The organism is Algimonas porphyrae, from assembly GCF_041429795.1.
Lineage (GTDB): Bacteria > Pseudomonadota > Alphaproteobacteria > Caulobacterales > Maricaulaceae > Litorimonas > Litorimonas porphyrae.
The window spans coordinates 1067279-1085054 of the sequence record NZ_CP163424.1; the positions used below are offsets into that span (position 1 = coordinate 1067279).

Annotated in this window: 14 protein-coding genes; 6 read left to right on the forward strand and 8 right to left on the reverse strand. The window is 59.6% G+C overall.

Annotation, left to right across the window (positions count from 1 at the left end; translation table 11 throughout):
- Window positions 1–50 precede the first annotated feature (50 nt).
- The 3 genes from AB6B39_RS05240 to AB6B39_RS05250 are packed head-to-tail and all read right to left on the reverse strand — an operon-like array spanning window position 51 to window position 3771.
- The gene (locus tag AB6B39_RS05240) at window positions 51–1673 is read right to left on the reverse strand and encodes a solute:sodium symporter family transporter (RefSeq protein WP_284372883.1); all 1623 of its coding nucleotides are present in this window, start codon (window positions 1671–1673) and stop codon (window positions 51–53) included.
- Between the two features lie 47 nt (window positions 1674–1720).
- Window positions 1721–2614 (reverse strand): aldo/keto reductase, encoded by an 894-nt coding sequence (locus tag AB6B39_RS05245; RefSeq protein ID WP_348520194.1) that lies wholly within the window; start codon window positions 2612–2614, stop codon window positions 1721–1723.
- Window positions 2614–3771: an LLM class flavin-dependent oxidoreductase gene (locus tag AB6B39_RS05250; protein WP_284372878.1), complete on the reverse strand. Its 1158-nt coding sequence runs from the start codon at window positions 3769–3771 to the stop codon at window positions 2614–2616. Before AB6B39_RS05250 ends, AB6B39_RS05245 begins: the two co-directional genes overlap by 1 nt.
- A gap of 93 nt (window positions 3772–3864) precedes the next feature.
- On the opposite strand from AB6B39_RS05250, the gene AB6B39_RS05255 reads away from it, so the two are divergent.
- The 3 genes from AB6B39_RS05255 to AB6B39_RS05265 are packed head-to-tail and all read left to right on the forward strand — an operon-like array spanning window position 3865 to window position 6767.
- Window positions 3865–4575 carry a GntR family transcriptional regulator gene (locus AB6B39_RS05255; RefSeq protein WP_371398701.1) on the forward strand — a complete coding sequence of 237 codons (711 nt, stop codon included), beginning with the start codon at window positions 3865–3867 and terminating at the stop codon, window positions 4573–4575.
- Window positions 4572–5654, forward strand: a complete 1083-nt coding sequence (locus AB6B39_RS05260) for a Gfo/Idh/MocA family protein (RefSeq protein WP_284372873.1) — start codon at window positions 4572–4574, stop codon at window positions 5652–5654. Before AB6B39_RS05255 ends, AB6B39_RS05260 begins: the two co-directional genes overlap by 4 nt.
- A 21-nt stretch (window positions 5655–5675) precedes the next feature.
- Entirely contained in the window at window positions 5676–6767 is a 1092-nt protein-coding gene (locus AB6B39_RS05265; protein ID WP_371398702.1) for a YeiH family protein, read from the forward strand.
- A gap of 79 nt (window positions 6768–6846) precedes the next feature.
- On the opposite strand, the gene AB6B39_RS05270 is transcribed toward AB6B39_RS05265, so the two are convergent.
- The 3 genes from AB6B39_RS05270 to AB6B39_RS05280 form a co-directional block, all read right to left on the reverse strand.
- Window positions 6847–9219: a TonB-dependent receptor gene (locus AB6B39_RS05270; RefSeq protein WP_284372869.1), complete on the reverse strand. Its 2373-nt coding sequence runs from the start codon at window positions 9217–9219 to the stop codon at window positions 6847–6849.
- Window positions 9220–9323: 104 nt separating this feature from the next.
- A complete protein-coding gene (locus tag AB6B39_RS05275; protein ID WP_284372867.1) occupies window positions 9324–10739 on the reverse strand; it encodes a serine hydrolase domain-containing protein in 1416 nt (471 codons plus the stop codon).
- Entirely contained in the window at window positions 10736–11809 is a 1074-nt protein-coding gene (locus tag AB6B39_RS05280; RefSeq protein WP_371398703.1) for an alpha/beta fold hydrolase, read from the reverse strand. Before AB6B39_RS05280 ends, AB6B39_RS05275 begins: the two co-directional genes overlap by 4 nt.
- Window positions 11810–11884: 75 nt before the next feature.
- On the opposite strand from AB6B39_RS05280, the gene AB6B39_RS05285 reads away from it, so the two are divergent.
- The 3 genes from AB6B39_RS05285 (at window position 11885) to AB6B39_RS05295 (ending at window position 15675) form a co-directional block, all read left to right on the forward strand.
- On the forward strand, window positions 11885–13921 hold the full coding sequence (locus AB6B39_RS05285) for a PQQ-binding-like beta-propeller repeat protein (protein WP_284372863.1): 2037 nt from the start codon (window positions 11885–11887) through the stop codon (window positions 13919–13921).
- Window positions 13922–13989: 68 nt separating this feature from the next.
- The gene (locus AB6B39_RS05290) at window positions 13990–15009 is read left to right on the forward strand and encodes a VOC family protein (protein WP_371398704.1); all 1020 of its coding nucleotides are present in this window, start codon (window positions 13990–13992) and stop codon (window positions 15007–15009) included.
- Window positions 15010–15057: 48 nt separating this feature from the next.
- Window positions 15058–15675: a TetR/AcrR family transcriptional regulator gene (locus AB6B39_RS05295; RefSeq protein WP_284372859.1), complete on the forward strand. Its 618-nt coding sequence runs from the start codon at window positions 15058–15060 to the stop codon at window positions 15673–15675.
- Between the two features lie 14 nt (window positions 15676–15689).
- Here AB6B39_RS05295 and AB6B39_RS05300 read toward each other — a convergent pair whose 3' ends face one another.
- Together AB6B39_RS05300 and AB6B39_RS05305 are read right to left on the reverse strand one after the other, a co-directional pair.
- Window positions 15690–16448 carry an SDR family NAD(P)-dependent oxidoreductase gene (locus tag AB6B39_RS05300; RefSeq protein WP_284372857.1) on the reverse strand — a complete coding sequence of 253 codons (759 nt, stop codon included), beginning with the start codon at window positions 16446–16448 and terminating at the stop codon, window positions 15690–15692.
- Between the two features lie 167 nt (window positions 16449–16615).
- Window positions 16616–17776, reverse strand: a complete 1161-nt coding sequence (locus AB6B39_RS05305) for a hypothetical protein (RefSeq protein ID WP_284372854.1) — start codon at window positions 17774–17776, stop codon at window positions 16616–16618.

The window sequence follows — 17776 nt, forward strand, 5'->3', positions numbered from 1 at the left end:
TCATCACACTAGAGGGCGGAGCGACCGGGTCGTTCCGCCCTTTTTATGGATTATTGCGCCAGTCCCAGCGGTGAAAACAACAAGTAGACGGCCACGACCAGAGACACGAGAAGAAGCGATACCGGAACGGCGTGACGCCACGGCGTCAGATCGACGGCAAGGGCTGCAGCGGGTGTCGGCTCGACGGGTCCATGCGCAACGGCTTTCGGTGCGAACCGGATCGCAGCCATCATGATCAGAGCTTCGATCCCGAACAGCACGGCATAGAGATGCAGGAAGTGAAGCGTGACGACATCGTCGAACACGAACTTCACAAGGCCGTAGGCAATGACATGGAACAGGATCACCAGCTTCGCTCCGATTGCAGGTGCGCGGCGTGTGAACAGACCGAACAGAACAATCGTAACGATCGGAATATTATAGAAGCCGGTAAAAATGCGAATGATCTGCCACAGCCCTTCGGGGGCCAGATAGAGTAGCGGCGCAACCGCGAAAGAGAAGATCGCAATCACGAAGCTGGCGATCATGGCGATGCGCACGGCCTGCCGGTCGGATAGTCGCTCGGCCCGCGACGGCGCATAGATGTCGAGCACAAACAAGGTTGCGGCACTGTTGAGCAAGGAATTGAACGAGCTGAACACCGCGCCGAGCAGAACGGCGAGGAAGAACCCCATCATCCAGATCGGCAGCAGGTCTTGGACCAGTGTCGGAAAGGCCAAGTCGATCGATGCCAGGCCGGGCCCATAGAGATGATAGGCGATGACGCCTGGGATCATCATGAAGAAAGGAACCAGCACCTTGAAGAAGCCGGACAGGAGCACGCCTTTCTGGCCTTCGGCGAGACTGCGTGCAGCGAGCGTGCGCTGAATGACATATTGGTTGGTGCACCAGTAGAACAGATTGGCGATAATCATGCCGGTGAAGAGCGTACCGAAGGGGGTCGGGTCGCGCTCGCTGCCGATCGCGTTCAGCTTTTCCGGGTGATCCGTCACGATCCGGTCGACCCCGTCCAGCAGCTGCCCATTGCCCAGCGCCATGAGGCCGAGCGTCAGGACAAGAACCCCGATGATGAGCAAGCCGATGCCATTGATCGTGTCCGAGACGGCAACGGCTTTTAGCCCGCCAAAGATGGCGTAAAGCGCGCCGACCCCACCAATGACAAGAACCGTCGCTACCAGACTGCTGAACTCCGAAAGGCCCAGCAGTCCCGGCACATCGAAAATCTTCATGACGGCTATCGAGCCGGAATAGAGCACGGACGGAATCGTCACGAGCCCGTAACCCAGCATGAATAGAATGACGGAGAGGCGGCGCACGCCCGGATCAAACCGATCATTGAGAAATTCGGGTAGGGTGGTGAACGCCCCTTTGAGGTATTTGGGCAGGAAGATCATCGCCATGGCGATGGTAGAAATGGCCGCTGTCACCTCCCAAGCCATGCTCGACATATTATGGCCATAGGCGGAGCCGTTCAGGCCGATCAGCTGTTCTGCCGACAGGTTAGTCAGCAGCAGCGACCCGGCGATGAACAGACCGCCGAGATTGCGCCCGGCGAGAAAATAGCCGTCTTGAGTTTGGACTTCGTTGCGCGACGCCTGGTAGGACAGAACGGCGACCATCGCCATAAAGACAGCGCAGCTGAACAGGACAAAGGCGAGGGAGCCGCCGCTCATCGGTTGGTCTCATCCATCATGACGCTCCCCTTCTTGTCTGACTAACTCTAGGCGACCTCTTCGCCGCGTGCGAGCGTGTAGAGTTCGAACCAGCGTTCGCGGTCCATCTCGACCTTTGTGGCATCGCTGATCGTCTGGATACGGGATAGCCGGTTGGTTCCCAGAACCGGCATGATCCGGGCGGGGTGGGCGAGGAGCCAGGCGACGGCGATGGCCGCCATATCGGTATCGCTGGCCGCAGCCAGCTCACCCAGGCGACCGAGCAGGGCTGAATTGTCAGTCCCGAACAAAGCCCCGCCGCCCAGTGGCGACCAGGCCATGGGGGCGATGCTGCGCTGTTGCAGGTAGGCCAGATCGCCATGGGTAAAAGGATCTCGCGCCATCAACGACAATTCGATCTGATTGGTGACCAGCGGCTCTGACATGAATGCGCTCAGTAGCTCCATATCGTGCGGACGGAAGTTGGACACGCCGACGGCGCGCACGTCGCCGCTCCTGACCAGCGCGTCCAGCGCAGCCCCGGTCTCCTCGGCGTTCATGAACGGGTCCGGGCGGTGGATCAGCAGCAGATCGATCCTGTCCGTTCTCATCAGGCGCAGCGACGCGTCGACGGATTGCCGGATATGCGCTGCCGATGTGTCGTAATGTTTGACGTGGGCATGCTCGTAGCGACCCATCGGCGCGACAATCCCGCATTTCGTCACGATCTCGACCTGATCGCGCAAGTGCGCTGCGTCGCGTAGAACCTCGCCCAGCGCGGCTTCACAGCCATAGGCTCCGTAAATATCGGCCTGATCGAGGGTCGTGATGCCCTGTTCCAGACAGGCTTCGATCTTGGCCTGTGCATGGGCGGAGGAATGGTCCGGGTCCTCGGTCAGGCGCCAGAGGCCGTAGACGATCCGGGACAGGTCGAGATCATCCGTGAGCGAGATGCGTGTCATCATGTGCGCGGTCCTGTGCCGAGCGGTGTCGGCGGTGTGATAGCGGGAACCCGACCATAGGCGTGTGGCAGCGAGCTTGTCTTCATGTGAGAGAGAATTTTAGTTCCGAAATGACGGGCTTCGTTAATATGCGGATATCCGGAGAAGATGAAGGCCCGGATGCCCATCTTCATATAGCTTTCGATCTCGCTCATAACCTGATCGGTCGAGCCGACAATGGCGGCACCGCAGCCCGATCGAGCGCGGCCGATTCCAGTCCAGAGATGTGGCTCGACATAACCGAACTTGTCGGCCAGTTCGCGCGCCCGCGCCTGATGCGCCACGCCGAGACTGATGGAATCATGCGCCCGGTCACGGATCAGCTTGCCATATTCATCATCCAGTTCCGCGACCAGATGTTCGGCATAGTCTCGCGCCTCGGCTTCGGTGTCGCGGACAATGACATGGGCGCGAAGTCCGTAATCCAGCGTTCGGCCATAGCGGTCCGCGACCGCGTGAACGGACTTCATGCGCTCGCCCAGCTGGTCCTTTGTTTCGGGCCACATCAGATAGACGTCGCAATGTTCTCCGCACAGCTCCAGCGCGGACGGCGAATAGCCACCAAAATAGAGCAGCGGGCCGCCATTCTGCTGATATGGCTTGGCGGGCGCTGTCGGCACATCGGTGAAGTTATAAATATCGCCCTGGAAGTTGATCGCATCCTGCGTCCAGGCCTGCTTCAGGATGGACACGACCTCGCGCGACCGCTGATAGCGATATGCGCTGTCCGCTTTTTCGCCGGGAAAATCCGAGCTGATGATGTTTACGGTCAGTCGCCCTTCCAGCATGTGATCGAGCGTCGCCAGCGTGCGGGCCAGCATGATGGGCTGCATCTCGCCGCACCGCACGGCGGCCAGCATATTGATCGACTCTGTCAGCGGCGCGCCACCGGCCACGAAAGACAGTGTGTCCTGTCCGACCTGATAGGAAGAGGGACAGAGAATGTTGCGAAAGCCCTGCGCTTCCGCCTCCAGCAATATGTCCCGGCAATGGGCCCAACTCGATCGCAGGTCAGGATCCGGGACGCCCAGTTGCCGATAATCATCCGAACACAGCGCCGAGAACCAGGCAATTTCCGGCGCGTCGAGGTCGGCGGACGTAATCGGAACAAGGCTCATGTCGGACGGCTTTCTCTTTGGCTTAAAACCAGGAAACAGCGTTTGCTTATCAGGTCGGGAACAGTGTATCAATAATGTATCAATTCGGAGGCGATGATGAATGCGTCGAGGCCATTGCCGCGCCACATACAGATCAGCGAACGTCTGATCCGGGAGATTGCCAGCGGCCTGTTGTCTGACGGCACGCGCCTGCCGCCCGAACGGCAAATGGCGCAGAATTTTGGCGTGGCTATCGGTACATTGCGCAAGGCGCTCGCCGCGCTGGAGGATAAAGGCCTACTCGAACGCAAGCAGGGCTCCGGCAATTATGTGCGCCGCCAGAGCGCGGTCAAAAGTGTCTATTCCCAATTCCATCTGGAACGGCCTGAAGGCGGCGGATTGCCGACCGCCATGATCCTGTCTCTGCAAACGGTTGATGCGCCCGTAGAGGCCGCGCGCTTCGGGCTGCCGTCACGGCTGCTTCGTATCGAACGGCAGCGCGCGCTCGATGACCGGCCGGTTGCTTTTGAAAGGATATGGATCGCCCCACCGGACGCGTCCGTGTCAGCCGCTGCGATCAGCGATTCGCTTTATGCCTGGTACCGGGACGCGCTCGGCCTCATCATCGCCCGGGTCGAAGACAAGGTCGGAGTCGCGCCTTTTCCGGATGGGGTGAGACTGAACGCGCTCCCGACCGGGCAAGCTGTCGGATTTATCGAGCGGCGCGCCTGGGACCAGATGGGGCAGACCGCCGAATATTCACAAACCTGGTTCGACCCCGACCGGGCACGCTTCTTCAGTCGCAGTGAGGACAAGACCGGATGAAACAATACGGCATTATCGGCTGTGGCATGATGGGCATGGAGCACATCAACAATATCAACCTGCTGGACGGCGCGCAGGTTTGTAGCGTTTATGACCCCGTCACCGAACTGGCGGCGCTGGCTGCAGCGCGGGCGGGTGGAGCCAGCGTAAAATCGTCCATTGCCGACATGCTGGCTGACGACGCGCTTGACGCCGTGGTGATCGTCAGCCCGAATTTCCGCCATGTCGAACAGTTGGAAACCGTGGCGCGTCACCGGACCGTCCCGATCCTGTGTGAAAAGCCCCTTTATACGGATCCGGATCAAGTCACGCGGCTGGACGCCTTTATCCGGGATTATTCAGGGCCCGTCTGGGTCGCGATGGAATATCGCTATATGCCGCCGATCGCGCGGCTGATTGCGCAGAGCGCGTCCGTGACAGGCGGTGTGCGGATGCTATCCATCCGTGAACACCGCTTTCCCTTCCTGCCCAAGATCGGACACTGGAACCGCTTCAACCGCAATACGGGCGGCACGCTGGTTGAAAAATGCTGTCACTTCTTCGATCTGATGCGACTGATCACGGGCGCGGAGCCGGTGCGTGTCAGCGCCAGTGCAGGGCAGGCCGTCAACCACCTCAAAGAACGTTATGACGGTCAGACGCCCGACATCTGGGATACGGGCTATGTCCTATTCGATTTTGACAATGGGTCCCGCGCCATGCTGGAGCTCTGCATGTTCGCCGACGGCTCGCTCTGGAATGAAGAAATCAGTGCGGTGGGCGAGCAGGGCAAAATCGAATGCCGCCTGCCAGGACCGCATCGTTTCTGGCCTGGCGAAATGGACAGTATCCCGCATCCGCAGCTGACAGTGGCCCCTCGGAGTCCGAAAAATCCCGTCACGACCGACATCCCGATCGATCCGCAATTGCTTGAAGCGGGGGATCACCACGGCTCGACCTTCTACCAGCACCAGCGCTTTCTACAGGTTGTCCGGGGCGAAGCGCCGGTCGAAGTCACGCTCGATGATGGCCGCCGTGCGGTCGAGATGGGGTTGGCGGCGCAGGCTGCGGCGTCTAACCACTCAGTCGTGACGCTTTGATAAAAGCGGGCAAGGGGGACCATGACGGGGAATAGGGACGAACCGAGAAAGCTGAGTTGGGCGATCCTGCCGGGTCTCATCCTTGTCGTTCTGCTGACTGTTCCGGCCTGGTGGCTGGCGAGCGTCACCGATATTCCCGCCGTGATCACTGCACTGGTGCTGGGCCTGTGTGCCAGCCCCTTATTCGCGCGGTTTCAGACGAGCCACCCTGGTGTACAATTTGCCGCCGACCCGCTCATGAAGATCGCTGTCGCCTGTCTTGGGGCGGGTGTGAATATCGGCCTGCTGATGCTGCTGGGCTGGCCAGTGCTGATTACCATCATCGGGATCATGGCAATCACGATCGGGACGGGGCTGTGGCTCGGCCGTTTGCTGGGCCGTTCGCCAGCTTTCGCAATATTGTCTGCGGGGGCGGTTGCAATCTGCGGGTCCTCGGCGGCTCTGGCGTTGTGCTGCGCCTTGCCGGCCTCGGCCCAGCGCGAGCGCGACCTGTCGGTCGTCATCATCGCGATAAGCCTGCTCTCGGCAATCGGCGTGCTGCTCTATCCGCTCCTGATGCAGGCGTTGGGTTTAAGCGATATCGAAGCGGGTTTCGTGCTTGGCGGCTCGCTCCACAATGTCGCACAGACCGTGGCAGCCGGATTTTCCATGTCGGAGTTGACGGGCGAGACCGCGACACTGGTCAAGATGATCCGCGTGTCGCTACTGGCTCCGTGTGTCATTATGGTCGCCTATGCGTTTCGGGGTGCCGTGATCGCGCCAGCGTCAGACGGTGAATCGTCCGTTGCCGCATCGTCCGGCGATGGTCCCTGTGTCGATGAAGCTTGCGGCGACGAAACGTCTCAGCGGCGGCGTATTCTGCCGCCCGCTTTCCTGATCGCCTTTTTCCTCCTGATGATCGCGGGCAGTGCGGGCTGGTTGCCCACCCCGCTCAAAACAGCCTTCGCTCATATGGCGAGTGGCGGACTGATCCTGGCGATGACAGCCATCGGCCTGTCGACCCCGATCGCCGATCTGCTTCGCACGGACCGGCGATCGGTCTTGCTGATCGTTTTGCAGACGGCGGTCATTCTCGGCTTGGCCCTCGCCGCTTTGTTGTTCCTCAGGCTCTAAAGAAGTTTAAGCCTATAAAAAAAACGGGCATCGCCATTTCAGACAATGCCCGTCAAGTTGGGATAAATGTTATGCCTGACTAGAAGTCGACGTGCAGCGCCGCGCCGAAGATGCGCGGATCCAGCAGGAAGGCGCTTTTGAAGCTGCCGACCAAATTGGAGTTTGTCTCCAGGAAGGTGATGCTGTCTTCGTCCAGAACGTTCTTGACGAACAGGGTCACATCCCACGGCATATTGTCATTATCGATCGCCAGTTGCAGATCGAGCTGATCCCAGCTTTCGACTTCATCGGACGGCGTGTTGAATTCACGTGAGAAGAAGCTGCTCTGGGTGTAATAGTCCACTCGTGGTGTCAGACGCCATTGGTCCCCGACTTCATACTCATATTCAGCCGCAAGCTTCAGCGTGACATCCGGAGAGTTCGGCAGGTCGTTGCCCCGGATTTCGAAGAAGGCCCCGCCGCGCGCGGCATCGGATGACTGGAAAGGGCTCTTGATCTGCGCATTCAGCAGTCCCAGCGCGCCTTCGAAGCGCAGCCCATTACCCGGCGCATAGACGCCTTCCAGTTCGAAGCCGTAAACTTCCGAGCTCGGAATGTTGACGTTTGTTGCCAGCGTGCCAACGATATTGCCAACGATCAGGTCCTGATAGTCATAATAGAACGCGGCCGTATTCAGCTGCACTGCACCGTCGCTCAGGATCATTTTCGCGCCCAGTTCATAGGCATCGATGACTTCGTCCTCGAAGGTCGGATTGACGGCATTGCCAGGGTTGAAACCGCCCGACTTATAGCCGCGCGAGAATGAGGCGTAGAAATTGGCGTCTTCGGACCAGGCGACGTCCGGAGACCAGCTCAGAACCGCACGGCCCGTAATGCCGTCAAAGCTCTCTTCGGCCACATTCGGCGCAGGCAGGGCGAACAGGCCGTTGGCTGTGCTGATGCTCTTCTTATCGTCGGAATAGCGCAGACCCCCAATGAACTCGAGCTCGTCGGTCAGATCGACATAGACCTCGCCGAAGACGGCGTAGCTTTCCACCGCACCACTGGTTGTCAGCGCGACCACGGCTGCTGCGGGCAGGTAGGTGTTCACAGACCCGCCGCCATCAGCATCAAGATAGAAACCTCCGATAAGGAAATCGAAGCGGCCATCCAGATCTGAGGCCAGGCGGACTTCCTGACTGAACTGTTCGCGGAAGCCTGCAGCCGTTTGTGCAGTCCGGTAATCGGTCGTGGTCACGAAAATGTCCGTCGGTTGATCGAACAGCTGATAGGTCAGAACGCCATTGCCATTGCCGTCATCGGCAACCGTACGCGCCCCGAACGTACCGGGATTGAACGCATTCGGACGGTAGCCTTGATCGAAGTCCCGGATCGAGCGCGAATTGCCTTCGCGGTAACCCGTGACCGAGGTCAGCAGGAAATCGCCGAAATCGTGATTGAGCTCGAAAGTGGCGAGGAAATCGTCATTGTCCTGAACGGGATTGATGTCGATGACGACACTGCGAAGATCGGGCGGGTTGTCAACGAAAGTGCCGGGCCGGGTAATTCCGCCAAGCAGGAAATTGTCGAGCGGGAAGGTGTTCAGCGGGAATTGCGTATCGACGCCGTCCGTCGAACAACCGGTTGCCGGATCGGGCAGACACAGAGACTTGACGGCATTGGCGCGGTTACTGTCCTCATTGAAATAGGTCAGCACGAGATCGGCGGATGTCGTCCCATTGTCGAAGCGCGTCGAGGAGCGCACCGTATATTGATCGCGTCCGTCGATCCGTTCGCCATCGAAGAAATTCTTGGTATAGCCATCGCGCTTGATGAAGTTGCCGGCGAAACGCTGGCTGAACTGTTCACTGATCGGAATGTTCAGCGCGGCAGTAGCGCGGATGCCGTTGAAGCTCTCGGCTTGGAGGGTGACATAGCCGCCATATTCGTCGGTCGGCTTCTGGCTGATGAAGTTGACGATACCGCCCGTTGTATTGCGTCCCTGCAGCGTCCCTTGCGGCCCGCGCAGAACCTCGATCCGTTCCAGATCGAAATAATCGCCAAAGGTCGAGCCGGATTGAAGAAAGACACCATTGTTCAGAATGCCGATATTCGTGTCAGACGTCCCGCCGAATGATTGTGACCCGACACCGCGGATCGTGATATTGCGGTTGGCCGACAGAAAGACGTTCGGCGCGTTGAACTGCAGGTCTTTCGTGTCCTCGATCCGGGCGGATTCCAGATCGGCGGCGCTGAGCGCCGTCACGGCGATCGGGACTTCCTGCAGGGTCTGTTCGCGCTTTTGTGCAGTCACGATGATGACGTCCATATCCGCATCCGCATCGTCACCCGGCTGTTGTGCCCATGCTGCACCGGGCGCGCTGAGCATCGCTGTCGTGATCAGCAGGGACGCGAGTCCCCGCCTTGTCGATGGCCTCGTGCTGGCTGGTCTGTCGGCTGAATATCTACGCATGACACGTCTCCCCTCTGGTTCAAATTCCGGCGTCGCTGTGTTCAGCTGACAGGTAAAACCTACTCCTATTGTAAAAATGGTCAATAAAAACTTTGGAAGATTTTTCAGCCGCCTTCTGCGTAGATCCGGGCCAGGATCTCACCGAAGTAGCTGCGAACGTCGCTTTCGAAGACCTGCGTCATGAAAACACCGGTCGTGTCGGTCTCCTCATCAATCCAGAAATAGGTCGAAGCCGCGCCCGCCCAGAACAGACCGCATTGTGGGAAAACGGGGGCGACCAACGTCTCTGCATCCCGAACCGCAAAGCCCAGACCGAAGCCGCGTTTTCCGAGAAACGCTGCACTCGCGCGCGCTTCTGCGCTCAGCTGATCGCGTGTGGCCTCCTGCCAGAGAGTTTCTGACACAAGGCGGGGTTCCGCGTCGATCAGGGCTTGCGTGAAAGCCAGATAGTCATCGGCATCCGAGACAAGCCCCGCACCGCCAAACTCAAAGTCGGGGGCCTTGGCATAGAGGCTGCTATCATAGGGATCGAGACGGTAGGGCGTCTGCGGCTGCAACTCATCGATCGGGAGGTTGTAGTCTATCGGGCTGCCGGACGGGGCCTGAGGCGGCACGATATAGGCGCTGGTAAAATCACCGATCCGGTCCGGTGTGATTCGAAAGTGGCTATCCTCCATTCCCAAGGGATCGAAGATATTGTCCTGCATATATTCACTCAGTGGCTGTCCCGAGACCTTGGCGACTAGCGCGCCCAGCACATCGGTCGAATTGCCATAGGTAAACCCCTGGCCCGGGTCATGCTTGAGCGGAGCCTGAACGATGCGGCTGATAAAGCCATCATTGCCGATGACGGGGTCCATTCCGTTTGTGGGGACGTCCGATACGCCGGGACCGGCAGGAATGCCCAGTTCCGCATAATATGCGGCAATCGGATCGGCCTTGGCGCCTGTCCGGTACGTCAATCCCGTTGTATGGCGCATCAGGTCCCGGACTGTGGGGGCACGGCTCGGTGCGCGCACATTCGTGCCCGTTTCGTCCGTCGCGACCCTGATCTTCGCAAAGTCTGGCAAATGATCGCTGATCGGATCGTCGAGTGCAATGAGTCCGCGATCGACAAGCTGTAGCGCCGCGATCGTAGTGACCGGTTTGGTCATCGAATAGATCCGGAACAGCGAATCCGTCGTCATTGGTTTCCCGGTCTCCAGGTCGGCATAGCCGTAGGCCTGAGTGAAGATTGTCTCTCCGTTGCGGTTGATCGCGATGACGGCCCCCGGCGCTATGCCGCGGTCGATCATATGGGTCATCAGCCTATCCATATCGGCTGAAAAGGTCTTATCGATCGCCGGGCTCGGGACTGGAGCCGTCACGTGACAGGCCGCCTCATTAGTGGCCGCCTCGCTGGTGGCCGTCAGTTCCGGAACAGCGACGGCAGGTGGCACGGTTTCGCAGCCGCTCAGCAGCGTCAATCCGAATAAAAGCGGGGCGATGCCTCTTGCCGACGCAGTCAGGTTGGATGTCATGGCAGGGTCTCCAGCTCTTCAAGAAATGTCAGAATGGCCGCATTGGCTTGTTCCGGTTGGTCCATGGATGTCCAGTGACCGACATCGGGCAGACGGGCAATCCGAAGGTTCGGTTCTGCCGCCAGAAGGGCATCGATTATGCTGGGCAGGAAGATCGTATCCTCTTCGCCCCAGATGAACAGTGCAGGTCCTGTCAGCTCTGCGTCCGGGCCCGGCCATTGCGCCGCATCGTCGATTTCGTCCCAAGGCGGAATGTTGGCGCGGTACCAGTTCATGCCGCCATCGACCGCGTCGGTCCTGCCGACGGCCGCGTGAAAGAGCGCCATTTCTTCGTCGCTTAACTGCTGATCGCGCTGCAGCTTGGCGTAGGACTGTACGGCGATCGTTTGAGCCAGCCCCGTGCTATCGATCTCTTCGCGGGTGATTTCACTAAACCGTTGCATGTAGTGGGAAATGGCCTGCTGTTCGGGCGACCGTGCCAGTTCCGCAAGCAGGCGATTAAGCGGCGGCGCACTCATGCCGATGACGCCGTGCAACCGCTCGGGTTTCCATTGCGCATAGGCAAAGGATAGCGGCGCGCCCCAATCGTGACCGATCAACACGAAACGCTCTCCCGGTGCCAGCGCCTCCGTCAGTCGGTCGATCTGTCCGGCCAGCGCTTCGACCCGGTAGGGCGCTCGCTCCTGCGGTTTCGAGGACAGGCCTGCGCCCAGCCCATCAACGGCCACGACGCGGTAATCCTGCGCCAGAAGCTCGATCTGATCGCGCCAACTCAACCAGTTGGACGGAAACCCGTGATAGAGCAGGATGAGGGGACCAGTCCCGGCTTCGACAAAGTGAAGGCGGATATTTTCGTCCTGAAACCAGCCCTCCTTGTAGTCGTGATCCGAGAGCGATTGGGCATAGCGAATGGCAGGGTCTTCGATACTGTCCGGGGCGGAATAGCGAAGTCGCTCTGGCGCGTTACTGGGGGCGGGATTGCAAGACGACAGAATGAAGCCGTAACAAATGATCATGACCAGCTGCGTGAGACACCCGCCGAACTGTTTGATCTTCATCCTTGATTTCACAGGCACGCCCCTTATTGTAAAATTAGTCAACAGTATGGTGGCGGTGATGTCAAGCGTAGGTCAATGTCACCGGCTATGCCAATCGTGAGATGTGCCAGCCTGGACGACGGCTCGACGAGACAGGGGCTGAACAAGACATGGATCAAGCAGGGACGGGAATGCGTGGGTACTGAACGGATCAATCTTCCGAAGCAACATATCCCGACCAGACGTTTGGCGGGTGAGTTGTTATGCGCGTTGATCCTGACTGCTGCCATTTCAGCCTGTACGCCGGGTCCGTCCGAAACGCAGCCCATGATGGCTGAAGCCGGACCGAGCATTGATGCGATGATCCAGGCGGAGCGGAAAAAGCTCCGTGTCGATCATCCTGGACGTCAGCTTTATATCGAGCATTGCGCAGATTGCCACGCCGGGGGCGCTAACGAAGCGCCCACTCGCGAGGCCATTGCCATGCAAGGCAGTGAGGCGATTGTCCGATCGTTGGCTTTTGGTGTCATGCAATCCCAAGCCGCCCACCTGAGTCCGATCGAACGGCGCGATATTGCAGAATATCTTGGTGATCCGACTGCAGAGTCTGCGATCGACAATGTTCAGGCCAATCTTTGCGAAGGTTCTTTCGATCCGGGCATGACAGTGTGGGAGCGGTGGGGCGCGGATGCCCGCAACCATCGCTATGCGCCTCATTCGGATCTGGACAGGGAGGAGATTGCCTCACTCGAGTTGAAATGGGCGTTCGGCTTTCCAGGCGCGGCCCGGGCCCGGTCTCAGCCCGCCGCGACCACGACGACCCTGTTCACGGGATCGCAGAGCGGTCTGGTCTATGCGCTGGACCGCCAGACTGGCTGCATTCGCTGGGCGTTTGCGGCGCAGGCCGAAGTGCGGACATCCCCCAGCCTTCAGTCGGGCCCGGATGGGCGCGCCGAACGTCTCTATTTTGCCGATTTCGATGCCAATGTTTACGCGCTTGACGTTGCGACGGGCGAAGCGATCTGGACGGTATCGGTCAAGGATCATCCGGCTGGAACCAGCACGGGCTCGCCCGTCCTGCATGAGGGACGGCTATTCGTGCCCATGTCGTCGCTCGAAGTCGTGGATGCCTACACGCCGGAGTATGAATGTTGTACCTTCCGCGGCGGTGTGACGGCGCTTGATGTAGAAACGGGTGACACGCTGTGGCGCATGTACACAGTCCCGGAAGCGCAAGAACGCGGAACGAATTCCGTCGGCGCGCGACAATTCGGGCCGTCCGGCGCGCCTGTCTGGAACCCGCCCACCATCGACGCTGACCGCGGCCTTCTCTATTTCGGGACCGGCGAGAACTACTCGTCGCCAGCCACCGAAATGAGCGATTCCATTATTGCGGTGTCGATGGAAACGGGCGCCATCGCGTGGGTCACACAGACGATCGAAGGCGATGCATGGAACGCGGCTTGCGGTCCTTATGGAACGCAGGTCAACTGTCCCGAAGAAGATGGCCCCGATTTCGATTTCGGTGCGCCCCCAATTCTGGTTACGGACAGTGACGGTCGCGATATTCTGTTGGCGGGGCAGAAGTCCGGCATGATCTACGGTCTGGACCCGGATGATGGCGGGCGTCTGCTCTGGGAACGCCGCAAGGGTATGGGCGGCTTCAATGGCGGCATTCACTGGGGCATGGCCGTCAAAGATGACCGGCTTTATGTCGGCATTGCTGATACGCCGGGCAATCGCTTCGCGGTTGGCGAGAACCGGCAGGGCATGCATGTCAAGGACATCCGAACCAACGAAACGGTCTGGAGCGTTCTGGAACCGGATCTGTGCGACGAACCGACCCACTATTGCCGCACGGCTGTTTCAGCACCGCCCACAGTGACGGATACGGCCGTCTTCGCCAGCACGCTGAACGGCATTGCCAAGGCGTATGACATCGAAACCGGAGAGACGCTCTGGTCCTATAATACGTTGCGCGATTTCGACACGGTGAACGGCATTTCGGCTCGAGGCGGGTCCATCGATTCAGCGGGTCTGGTGGCCGTCGGCGATCAACTCATCACCAATAGTGGCTATGATAAATTCGGCCAGATTCCCGGCAATGTTCTGCTGGTCTTCGGTCCGAGGAGGGATGCGGAATGAAACGGATTTTGCTGATGGGATGTGCGGCGACGCTCATGGTTGCGTGCGCTAAGACAGCTTCGCCGGATATGGCATCTGACGATGTCGTCGCCAGTGATCCCGAGGCGACGGTCGAACGGGCCAGCATGGAGGTCCCGCCGCCGATCGCCAACATCAAGGGCGTGCGCTTTATCGGTATGACCGTGTCCGACATCGACGAAACGCTGGCATTCTATCAGAGCGCCGTGCCTTATCGCCTGGTCCGTCGCGACCTTGTCGCGCCAGGTGATCTCTATCCGGAAGAGTTTATTACAACCGATGCGGACGAAATCGAAATCGCCTTGGTCGAGGCCCGCAACGTCTTCGTGCAATTGGTCGACTTCGATCCTGACGCACCGTCCACGCCCTATGTCCGCCCCGTCAAAGGTCCGGGCTTTACGCATATGTGCTTCATTTCTCCGGCAGCGGATTCCGCCTTTACCAAATTTCGCGAAGCCGGGCTGAGCATGGTCACGCGAAGTGACGAACCGGTCGATCTTGGCGGGTACGGCATGCGCTATGCCTATGGACGGGACCCCAACGGCACCATGATCGAAACGGAAGTGGCCGATACGCCGCGCCGCGATGGCGGTCCTTGGGTCGGTCATATCGGGTCCGCCACGCCGGATGCCGACCGGATCAGCGATTTCTATGCCGCCCTGCTGGGCTATGGTCCGCGCCGACGCGCCGAATATGCTGACCGACCGCTGATCGATCAGGTTGTCGGCTATGACGGCACCTCGGTTCGCAGTTCCTGGTTCGTGACGCGCAATCTGGAGATCGAGTTCTGGGAATATATCAAGCCGCGCACACCTGAACGCCAAGGCCACGCCATGCTCGACACGCTCGGCTATAATATGGTGGCCTATGAGGTCGACGATCTGGATACGGTGCGAACGCGCATGGCGGAGATGACCGACTTCTCCGAGCCGAAGATGACGCCGTTTGGCTGGCGTGTCGCAACAGGTCTGGACCCGGATGGCAATATCATCGCCCTGCATGAGCGAGTCAGTGCAGAGGCTTCGGAATCGATTGACGCGATGGTTTGGATTGATCCAGAGACATTCTAGCGTCGACCTGCTAGAGCGGCGCGGCTTTCGGAACAAGAGCGCCTGATCATGACCTCTACCAAGCCTGCTAAACGCACGCGCCTCAGCCCGCAGAAACGTCGGTCCATGATTCTGGACCACGCGGCTGAAGTCGTGGCCGAAGAAGGTGTCAGCGCGGCGACGATGGACCGCATCGCGCGCCAAGCCAATGTCAGCAAATCGCTGCTCTATGCCTATTTCGACAATGTAACCGAACTGCTGCGCGAATTGCTGCAGCGCGAATTGCGCCGATTGCGCCGTCTGCAGGCGGAAGCGGCAGGCAGTACGACGGACTTTGCCGAAATGGTGCGCGCTGTGACGCATGAATATGTGGAATATATTTCGGAGCGGGGTCTGATCCTGCAACGGCTGCAATCGGAACCCTCACTGGCGGAAGGTCGTGACCCGACGGATTATGGCCGGCGCGACGCCGTGCGCTTTGTCGCCAAAGTGGTCGCATCCAATTTCGATATGCCGATGGATCTGGCCGTGGCCTGCACCGATATTTCCTTCGGTATTCCGGCTGCCGCCGGCCACTTCATGGAAGCCTCCGACAATGACCCCAAATGGGTTGAGGACATCACGGTCGAAATGATCATCGGATCGATCATGGGCGTCACGGAAGCCTACCGGTCCGGACGCCTGTAGGCCTGATCAGGCCTCTACATGGGGTGGATCAGGTGACCGCCATCCATGACCAGCGTCTGTCCCGTCATCAGGCGGCTTTCCTCCGCGGCGAGAAAGACGGCAATCCCTTCCATATCGTCCAGCGTGCCGATCTTGCCTGACGCGGCGCGGCGGCGGCACGCTTCCTGAAAGGCAGGATGGGTCTCCTTCGACATGTCGGTTTCGATAAAGCCGGGAAGGATGGCATTGACCTGAATGTCGGCACGACCCAGTTCGATCGCAAGCGACCGGACAAGGCCGTTCACGGCAGCCTTGGTCGTCGCATATCCGGCCCGGCCGCCCGTCCCCATAAGCGAGGCGACCGATGACGTCACGATCAGCTTGCCGGGTGCCTTGCGGGCCAGCAGTTGCGCGATAACGGGCCGGAACGTCTTGACGACACTGTTCAGGTTCAGATCGACAATGCCGGCCCAGGCGTCGTCTGTCAGTTCATGCAACATGCCCGATGGCCCGGACCCGCCCGCATTGGCAAAACAGATATCGATCTGTCCACACGCCGCCATCGTGGCCTCGAATGCTGCGTTGACGGACTGGGTATCGGTCACATCGCAGGAAAAGGCCTGCACATCTGTGCCCATATCCGACAGGATTTTGACGGCGGCCGCATTCTTCTCCGGATTACGGCCCCAGATCGCGATCCGGGCCCCAGCCTTGCTCAGGCCCTTGGCCATGGCCAGTCCCAGCCCTCCATTGCCGCCCGTTACGAGCGCGACTTTTCCGCCAAGATCAAACATGAACACCCTCACCGTTTTGTCGGGGCAGGATGGCTTCTATTGTAAAATTCGTCAATAGGAAGGATGCGGCTTTTGATGGAGGTGATTTTCAGTGCAGCGCGGATGTGAAACGCTCCACATACGTACGTCATAGTCTGACGCTCATATCTGGATCTGTTTATGCGGGCTTAGCATCCCCCCGGATAGTCGCCGCCCACAGGCTTGCCCTGGACCGACCAGGCCGGCACCCAGCCTTCGCTGACAATCGTGCCGTCGCTGCGCGTGCAATCATCGCCGTCATGGATCGTGACTCGCAGCCAGGGCCCGGTTTCGGTCTGGCGCATCTGGGTGAAGTTGGCAGCATATTCCGGATTTTGGAGTCCCGGCTGATGCAAGGGGGACATAACGTAACCCCCACTGCCGTCCGGGTTTTGCCAGACGCGCCCATCCCAATGCGGGCCAAGGTAAGCGAGGCCACCGATCCAGCGCTCGGGGCGGCTGGTGAAGGCCTGAATATCCGATGCCTTGACCCAGACCTTCCGCTGCCCGTCACCGCTCAATCCGATCTGATACCAGCCGGGCTCGCGCGCATAGACGAGAGCGCTCTGCCATTCCTTGCGATCATCCGTCAGAATGGCGTCGGCCTCGGCGAGCCGGGCCAGTTCCATCTTGGTACCGTTGATATCGGCATGGACGGGCAATGTCTCCGCAGCCTCATCTTCAGCCCCAGCCCCAGCCTGAGCGCGACGGTTGAGAAGGCGGTCAATCTGCAAATAGCCGATGACCTCGCCATCAGCCGGACTGGACGGAGGCGGCGTGACCGCTTCCAGAACGGACGGATCACAAGGGCAGCTATTGCCGCAGGCTTGCTTGAACTGCTCGAATGCGATGTCGCCGGCCATGGCGGCTTCCTGATAGATTATTTCACCGCTTTCCGCGTCGATCAGCAGGTCGGTGAAGGATATACGACCCCAAGCCACGCGCAGGAAAACCAGCTTTTCATTGACCCAGCGCGGCGAGAGCGGGCTCTGGGACTGCGCGATATAGAACCGCGTCACGCGCCCCTCTTCGCTATCGATATAGAGGATCTGGTCAGCCAGATTGCCGCTTGGCCTGTTCGGAATCTCGACCCACAGCTTGTAAGCACCGTTCGGGGACAGAAGCGCCGTGTCGCGCGCTGTGCGGGTCACATTGGGTGTCCGCTCGATGCGGCTTGCCATCTCGGCACCCGGCGCGCCTGCGTGATAGATGCGGGGCTTGGTCCAACAGGACGGGTCTGAATGGAACTCCTGCGCCGCCGCTGGAACGGTCAAGGCGCAGAGGGCAAGAGCGGAAAACCAGTATTTCAT